Genomic DNA, 6,991 nt, shown 5'->3' on the forward strand with positions numbered 1-6,991 from the left:
GCTTTCAAGGAATTTCTCCATGTCGCGNATCACTGGTTCGAGATATTGCGATTCGCGAAGGAACATGCCCTACAATGTGTTTATATGTTCTTTCCAGTATTGCTGCCATTTGGTGAGGGTGTGTTTCTCCAGCATTTTGTGGGCGGCTATGATGAGCACGGGAGCGGCGGCTTCAAAGCCAACTCGTCCTTTTATGCCGATTATTGTGTCGCCGATATGCATGTCGCGTCCGATGCCGAATTTCGCTCCCGCCTCTTCGACGGCACGGATGGCGTCGATGCGGTTTTCATATGTCTTGCCGTTGACGGCAGTCACCTCGCCTTTGTGGAATGTGATGCGGAGTGTCTCTTCTCCCGATGCCGTGACCTGACTGGGATAGGCGCTGTCGGGAAGTGTCTGCTCGCTGTGAAGAGTCTCTTTGCCGCCGATGCTCGTTCCCCACAGACCTTTGTTGATGGAATATTCCATTTTCTTATAGTCGGCATCGACTCCGTGTTTCTTCAGGTAGTCGATCTCATATTCGCGTGTGAGTGTCATGTCGCGGGTGGGAGTGATGATCTCTATCTCCGGAGCGAGAATCTGGAATGTAAGATCAAAACGCACTTGGTCGTTGCCGGCTCCGGTTGAGCCGTGTGCCACAGCGTCCGCGCCGATCTTCTTGGCATATTCGATGATGGCTATCGCCTGAAATATGCGCTCCGAGGAGACGGAGATGGGATATGTGCCGTTGCGGAGCACGTTGCCGGCTATCATATATCGTATGGATCGGTTGTAATAGTCTTCGGTTATGTCGAGAGAGGCGTGTGACGCCGCACCGAGTGCGTATGCCCTTTGCTCGATGCGTTCGAGATCTCCGGGGGTGAATCCGCCGGTGTTGGCTATTGCAGTGTGAACCTCGTAGCCGAGATCTTCGGAGAGATATTTTGCTGCAAATGAGGTGTCGAGGCCTCCGCTGAAGGCAAGGACGACTTTTTTCTTGGACTCTTTCATTTCTTTATGTGTATGTATATGTGTTATGAAGCGTTCCGCCGGGTGCGGACGCTCCTGCATTAAAACTTTTAAGCGCCGGGTGCGGCGCGGATGAATATCAGGGGGATGCGGTGTGGAAAAACCTGTCTATTTCAGATGGAATATTTTTCTGACCTTGTTGGATATCCAAGTTACGTAGGGGATAGTCCATGACTGTTTCCGCAGTGTTGCCTTCGGGTCGTAAAGCATGCCGTAGCAGAGACACATCTTGCGGTTGTTGCGGCAGAGGATATCGTAATTCACACACCCTTCGCATCCTCTCCAGAATTCTTCGTCGGTGGTCAACTCCGAGAATGTCACCGGCTTGTAGCCGAGGCGGGAGTTGAGTTTCATTACAGGCAGCGAAGTGGTGATGGAGAAAATTTTTGCGAAGGGGAATCGTCGTCGGGCAAGTTCGAATGTCTTGTTCTTGATACGCGCCGCAAGACCGAGCTTGCGGAACTCCGGGTCTACGATAAGACCCGATGTGGCAACGTAGTCACCATGACCCCAGCTTTCAATGTAGCTGAAGCCGATGAGACGGTCGCCATACATCGCCACTACGGCTTTCTCTCCTCGGATCTTGTCGATGATGTAGTCGGGAGAACGCCTGGCGATACCGGTGCCGCGCTGAAGCGCGGACTCATAGATGAGGTCGCATATGAGATCGGCATATTTTATATGCTCTTCTCCTGCGAACATCACTGATACCTGGTCGTTGTTCATTACTTATTGATTATTCTTGCCCTTGGCGGTTTTGCCGCCGTTTTTCGAAAATTGCCGCAAATATAATCAAAAGACAGTAATAATCGGTATTTATTTTATAAAAATATGAATTTTTGGCTTGTAATTATTCGGAATTGTGGAAATTTGTGGAGGTTTATGTGTCTCGTTCAGTCGATTTTGCGGATAATGTGGAGTTTGTTGCCTGTAAGATCGATCTCCCAGAATACGGGACGGCGTACATATCTGCCGTTGATTTCGCTATGGCTGTGTGCTGAAAGGATGTTGCGTCCTTCAAGATCTTTGAATATCATGCCATGACCGTGGTTCGGGGGTGTAAGCGGTTCTTTCTCTTGTATCCACGGACCTTCGAGGCGACCGCTTTTAGAGTATGCCACGCCCATGGTGTAGTCGCCAAGAATCCATGAAGTCCAGAGCATTCCAAGGCGTCCGGTGTCTGTGCGGAAAAGCCATGGACCGTCGGTGACGCGGTTGAATGTGATTCCTCCGTCTCTTTTCTCGCGGCTCCAGGGGGAGTCTGACGCCCGGAAGAGAAGTGCCGGTTTGCCGACAGGTCTGCTCAGGTCTCCGGATAATTGTATTGCCTCGATTGTGCCGTTCTGGTTGTGCAGCCATTCCTCACAGAAGACCATGTATGGCTTGCCGTCTTCAATCCAGAAAGTGCCGTCGAGGGTGGGGCGGTCGGAGGGTAGATAATCATGGTCGGATACAGGTGTGTATGGTCCTTCCGGAGTGTCGGCGGAGAGTATGTGGGAGGCGCGACGCGGAATGCGTCCCTCTTTGTTGGTCTCTATTATGATACTGTCGTTTGTGAATGTCGCGAAGTAGTAGAATTTCCCATTGTATTCGTGCAGTTCGGCTGCCCAGATCTGAGGATGTGCACCCATCCAGGATGTAGGGGAGGGCTGTGCCGCGGAATAGGGACCGTCCCAGTGTGACAGGTCTTTGCTTTTCCAAAGGAGTCCGCCGGTGCCGGTCATGTAATAAGTGGAGGTGGGTTTGTGGACCAGCACGGCGGGGTCGCTGAGGATTATGGAATCTCTTGGCACGTTGCTCTTCGCTGCCGGTGTGTGGCGCCTGTTTTGTTCAGCAAGGCATATGACGTAAAACGGATTCGCGAGAAGCATTGTGAGTATCAGAAGTGACTTGCGCATGGTTGTTCTGTATTGTTTTAGCCAAAGTTAACAAAAAAATTAGAAACTTCATGTTTCCAAAAAAGAATTTATTACATTTGCAGCCATGCTTTTTGTTATTCCGGTTCGTCTTATGGAATAACCTTGAAGTGGTCAGTAAAAATCAATTGACGGTTAATATGATAAGAAAATTGTTGCTGTTGTCTGCATTTGTCGTGTTTTATCGCATGGCGGGGATGGCGGATGTGAGTTTTGAAAAGGTGTTCTGTGATTCAACTCTCAGACTTGATTATATAGCTGCAGGTAATTCGAAGGAGAGTCATGTGTTTCTTGACAGGATGCATAAGTTCGGCGGATGGGCAGGACGCAGGTGTAATCTTGACAGTATTCCTTATGTCGGCAACGGGATAGTGACTGTGGCTGATTCTCTTAGTGGCGATACCATATACAGACACAGTTTTTCCACTCTTTTCCGGGAGTGGCAGTCTACGCCGGAGGCTGCCGTAACTTCGAAATCTTTTCAGAATACGTTTTTGATACCTTTGCCTCGCAGGACGGCAAGGATTACGATTGAATTGCTTGACGCCCGACATGATGCTGTTGCTTCGAATACGCATCTCTATTCACCGGATGATATCCTCGTAAAGGAGTCGGACACGAGGGGTAAAAGCGAATACCGCTATCTGAGGAAGAATGGCAATGCTGAAGATGTGATTGATGTGGCGATTCTTGCCGATGGGTATAATGCATCGCAGACGGAGGCTTTTTACAGGGATGCAGAGAAGGCTGTGACGGCGATACTGAGCCATGAACCGTTCAAAGACCGAGAGTCATGCTTTAACTTTGTGGCTGTAGCTACGGTTTCTGAAGATGAGGGAGTGAGTGTGCCGAGAAGAAAGGAATGGAAGAAGACATCGTTCGGATCAAATTTCGACACGTTTTATTCGGATCGTTATCTGACCACGGGAAATGTGTCTGATATTCACGAATCGGTTTCGCATGTACCTTATGAACATATCATAATTCTTGCCAATTGCGATGTGTATGGGGGCGGCGGAATTTACAACAGCTATACGCTGACAACTACGGGACATGATAATTTCGCGCCGGTGGTCGTACATGAGTTCGGACATAGTTTCGGAGGTCTTGCCGATGAATATTTCTATGAAGGAGACGTTATGGAAGACAGCTATCCTTTTGATGTGGAGCCTTGGGAGCCGAATATTACCACGCTCGTGGATTTTGATTCAAAATGGAAATCCTTGCTTGAGGAAGGGACTCCGGTGCCAACACAACGCAATGAATGGCAACGGTATCCTGTGGGTGTGTTCGAGGGAGGAGGATATTCGTTTCGTGGTGTATACAGCCCTGCGGACAGGTGCCGTATGCGTGACAATGAATGGCATGGATTCTGCCCCGCGTGCCGCCGTGCCCTCAACTCTCTGATAGATTTTTACGTTAAGGAATAGGGGTGACGGGTCGAAACGGGGCGTTGCGGGGTTTGACAGGGATGTGACGCGAAGGGGCGGTGTATGAACTGAAATTTCATTGCTTATGATTCTGAATATAGTATTTCTCATATTGGGTCTTGTGCTGATTCTTGTGGGAGCAAACGCGCTTACCGATGGCGCGTCGTCGCTTGCCAAGCGGTGGGGAATGTCGGATCTTGTTGTCGGACTCACAATCGTGGCGTTCGGCACGTCGGCGCCTGAGCTCGTGATAAGCGTAATGTCGGCGGTAGACGGGAATGCCGGACTGGCGATTGGAAACGTGGTGGGGAGCAATATCTTCAACGTGTGTGCCATAATCGGGATAACATCCCTTGTGCGACCGATGCGTATTTCGAAAAGTATCCTGACCACGGATATTCCGCTTGTGATACTTTCGGCGCTCGTTCTGCTGACAATGGGCAACGCATCGCTCCTTGACGGTTCGAAAACCAATATGCTGACGCGGGTTGACGGTATAATCCTGCTGCTTTTCTTTATGGTGTTCATGCATCATACCTTCTCCTCTGCCAGGCATGCCGCATCCGGCGACCCTGCGGCAAAAGGCGGTGAGTTGAAGAGAAAAATGCCGGTGTGGAAGGCATGGCTGTGGGTGGCAGGTGGTCTTGCGGGACTGATTTACGGCGGCGACAAGTTTGTGGACGGTGCTTCCGGAATAGCCGCGGGACTGGGGGTGAGCGATGCCGTGATCGGTCTTACGATTGTGGCGGCGGGCACATCTTTGCCGGAACTTGCCACCTCGATAACGGCTGCCCTGAAAGGCAAGACCGGCATAGCCCTGGGAAATGTAATCGGGAGCAACATCTTCAATATATTCCTTGTGTTGGGATGTGCGGCAACGGTAAGACCGTTGCCATTCGGAGCCGTAGGTAATGCAGACCTGCTTATACTCACCGCAAGCTGTTTGCTTTTCTGGATATTCGGATGTGTCTATAAAGAGCGTACCATTACCCGACGGGAGGGTGGCGTGCTTGCCGCCTGCTATGTCGGTTATATGGCATGGCTTGTGGCTACTGCTTGAGAATCAAAGGTATGAAAGTAGCATTTCATTTTAACGCGGATGATCCCTCTCTGGGATGTATCTATGGCGAGACAGTGAACAGGATAGTTTTCAACGCTATTCTGCAGAAGCGTAATCTTAATCTGACGTCAAAGGTGTTTGTCGGCGATCTTTTGCTGGATGTATGTGCGTCGGAGGCGGTAGTCATAGAGAGTGACGAAGCCCATATGTGTATTTCCTGTCATATGGATGACAACCGGCGTCTGAAACTATTTGAAAAATGGCTGATGGCTTCTTTAAAGGTCTGATACGATAATTGACAAATATCATGATTATGAGCATGCGAGGAGAATCGCAGAATGGAAAGAGAAATGCGGCTCGATGCTTGCCTTTGTGGCGGATGAAGCTGTTTCGCGATTGTCGGATGCAGCTCCCGGGATCGGTGACAGACTTTGGGCGGCTCTGACATGTTTTGAGAGCGCGGAGACTAATGAACAGTATGCGCAGGTGGCGGTATCGTGCCGGAGGATATTCGAATATGTGATAGACGCGGTTGCACCTGTGTCAGATCAACCGACCGATACTGGACACTCAATCAAGAAGGTGCAATGGAGAAAGCTGCATGAACTTGTCAACAAAGGCGTGCATGCGGAGGTGTACAGAAGCGAAGTGCGGCGATGTTTCATCCGCACAGTCCTGCTGCTTGACGATATAATGGCAATGCACCCGCAGCCCTTCGACATCCGCACGGACATTGATTTGGATATGCTGAAGAGATAGATAGGCTAATTCCCGGCACTTGTTTATTAAAAAAAAACATATGGCGGATATTGTTGGTAACATGTGACTTAGCCAACGTGATTCAGCAAAGCTCAGCTGTGTTCAGTAAATCTCTGAAGCAGAATCCAACAAAATAATTAATAAAAAATTGCGAAAAATTTTGCAGAATAAAAAAATATTACTAACTTTGCACTCGCAAAACGGAAACAGGCAGTAGTGCAGGTTCTCAATATTGCAAACATTAAAGTTGGTGCCATAGCTCAGTTGGTAGAGCAAAGGACTGAAAATCCTTGTGTCCCCGGTTCGATTCCTGGTGGCACCACAACCTAAAGCCGAAAGGCGGTGTAAAACACTGAATATCAGCGATATTCGGTGTTTTTCGCATTTTAGGGGTAAGGCAAAACGCTCAATCCACACCAATCCAGCAGGGTAGCAAACGAGATTTGGTGGAGCAAGATTGAAATCCACACCACCCCACGGCTTGCTATCTATCTGCAATCACGCATTTTACAACATTATGCCCAAATTCTTAAAAGGATCCTCTGTGAAGAGATAATCAACAGAACTTTGACAAGGCGGAGCCACTCTGAAAATTTTTTTTGAAAAAATTTCTCCCGGCGGTGGTGTAGAAATCGGTGGAGCCGAAATATCCACTGAACAATCTCCACCGAAACAGCGTTTAGATACTATGTTTCAACGAGTTATTTATCAAAATCTATATCAGTTTTGCTCCACCGCGTCGCAAACCTTTAACACAAGAATTTGGCAATGAGAAGCAAAACCAATTTCCGTGTGTCTTTTTTTCTTAAAAAGACCAA

General features: G+C 48.9%; 6 protein-coding genes, 1 tRNA gene and 1 pseudogene. 5 read left to right on the top strand and 3 right to left on the bottom strand.

Annotation, left to right across the window (positions count from 1 at the left end):
• From JX312_RS06900 to JX312_RS06910, 3 genes and pseudogenes are all read right to left on the bottom strand, one after another.
• Positions 1–990, bottom strand: a pseudogene (locus JX312_RS06900) (argininosuccinate synthase domain-containing protein); the annotation flags it as partial.
• A 126-nt stretch (positions 991–1,116) separates the two neighbouring features.
• Positions 1,117–1,734, bottom strand: coding sequence for a GNAT family N-acetyltransferase (locus tag JX312_RS06905; protein WP_123405033.1), 618 nt, complete (start codon positions 1,732–1,734; stop codon positions 1,117–1,119).
• 167 nt (positions 1,735–1,901) lie between these two features.
• Entirely contained in the window at positions 1,902–2,906 is a 1,005-nt protein-coding gene (locus JX312_RS06910; protein WP_204457492.1) for a glycoside hydrolase family 43 protein, read from the bottom strand.
• A gap of 206 nt (positions 2,907–3,112) precedes the next feature.
• On the opposite strand from JX312_RS06910, the gene JX312_RS06915 reads away from it, so the two are divergent.
• The 5 genes from JX312_RS06915 (at position 3,113) to JX312_RS06935 (ending at position 6,495) form a co-directional block, all read left to right on the top strand.
• The gene (locus JX312_RS06915) at positions 3,113–4,354 is read left to right on the top strand and encodes a M64 family metallopeptidase (RefSeq protein WP_204457496.1); all 1,242 of its coding nucleotides are present in this window, start codon (positions 3,113–3,115) and stop codon (positions 4,352–4,354) included.
• Positions 4,355–4,439: 85 nt separating this feature from the next.
• Entirely contained in the window at positions 4,440–5,414 is a 975-nt protein-coding gene (locus JX312_RS06920; protein ID WP_204457493.1) for a calcium/sodium antiporter, read from the top strand.
• Positions 5,415–5,425: 11 nt separating this feature from the next.
• Positions 5,426–5,701, top strand: a complete 276-nt coding sequence (locus tag JX312_RS06925) for a hypothetical protein (protein WP_204457494.1) — start codon at positions 5,426–5,428, stop codon at positions 5,699–5,701.
• A 73-nt stretch (positions 5,702–5,774) separates the two neighbouring features.
• Positions 5,775–6,173, top strand: a complete 399-nt coding sequence (locus JX312_RS06930; RefSeq protein ID WP_204457495.1) for a hypothetical protein — start codon at positions 5,775–5,777, stop codon at positions 6,171–6,173.
• A 249-nt stretch (positions 6,174–6,422) separates the two neighbouring features.
• Positions 6,423–6,495, top strand: a tRNA-Phe gene (locus tag JX312_RS06935).
• Positions 6,496–6,991 lie beyond the last annotated feature (496 nt).

The organism is Barnesiella sp. CU968, from assembly GCF_905219685.1.
In the GTDB taxonomy this organism is placed as follows: Bacteria; Bacteroidota; Bacteroidia; order Bacteroidales; family Muribaculaceae; genus Lepagella; species Lepagella muris_A.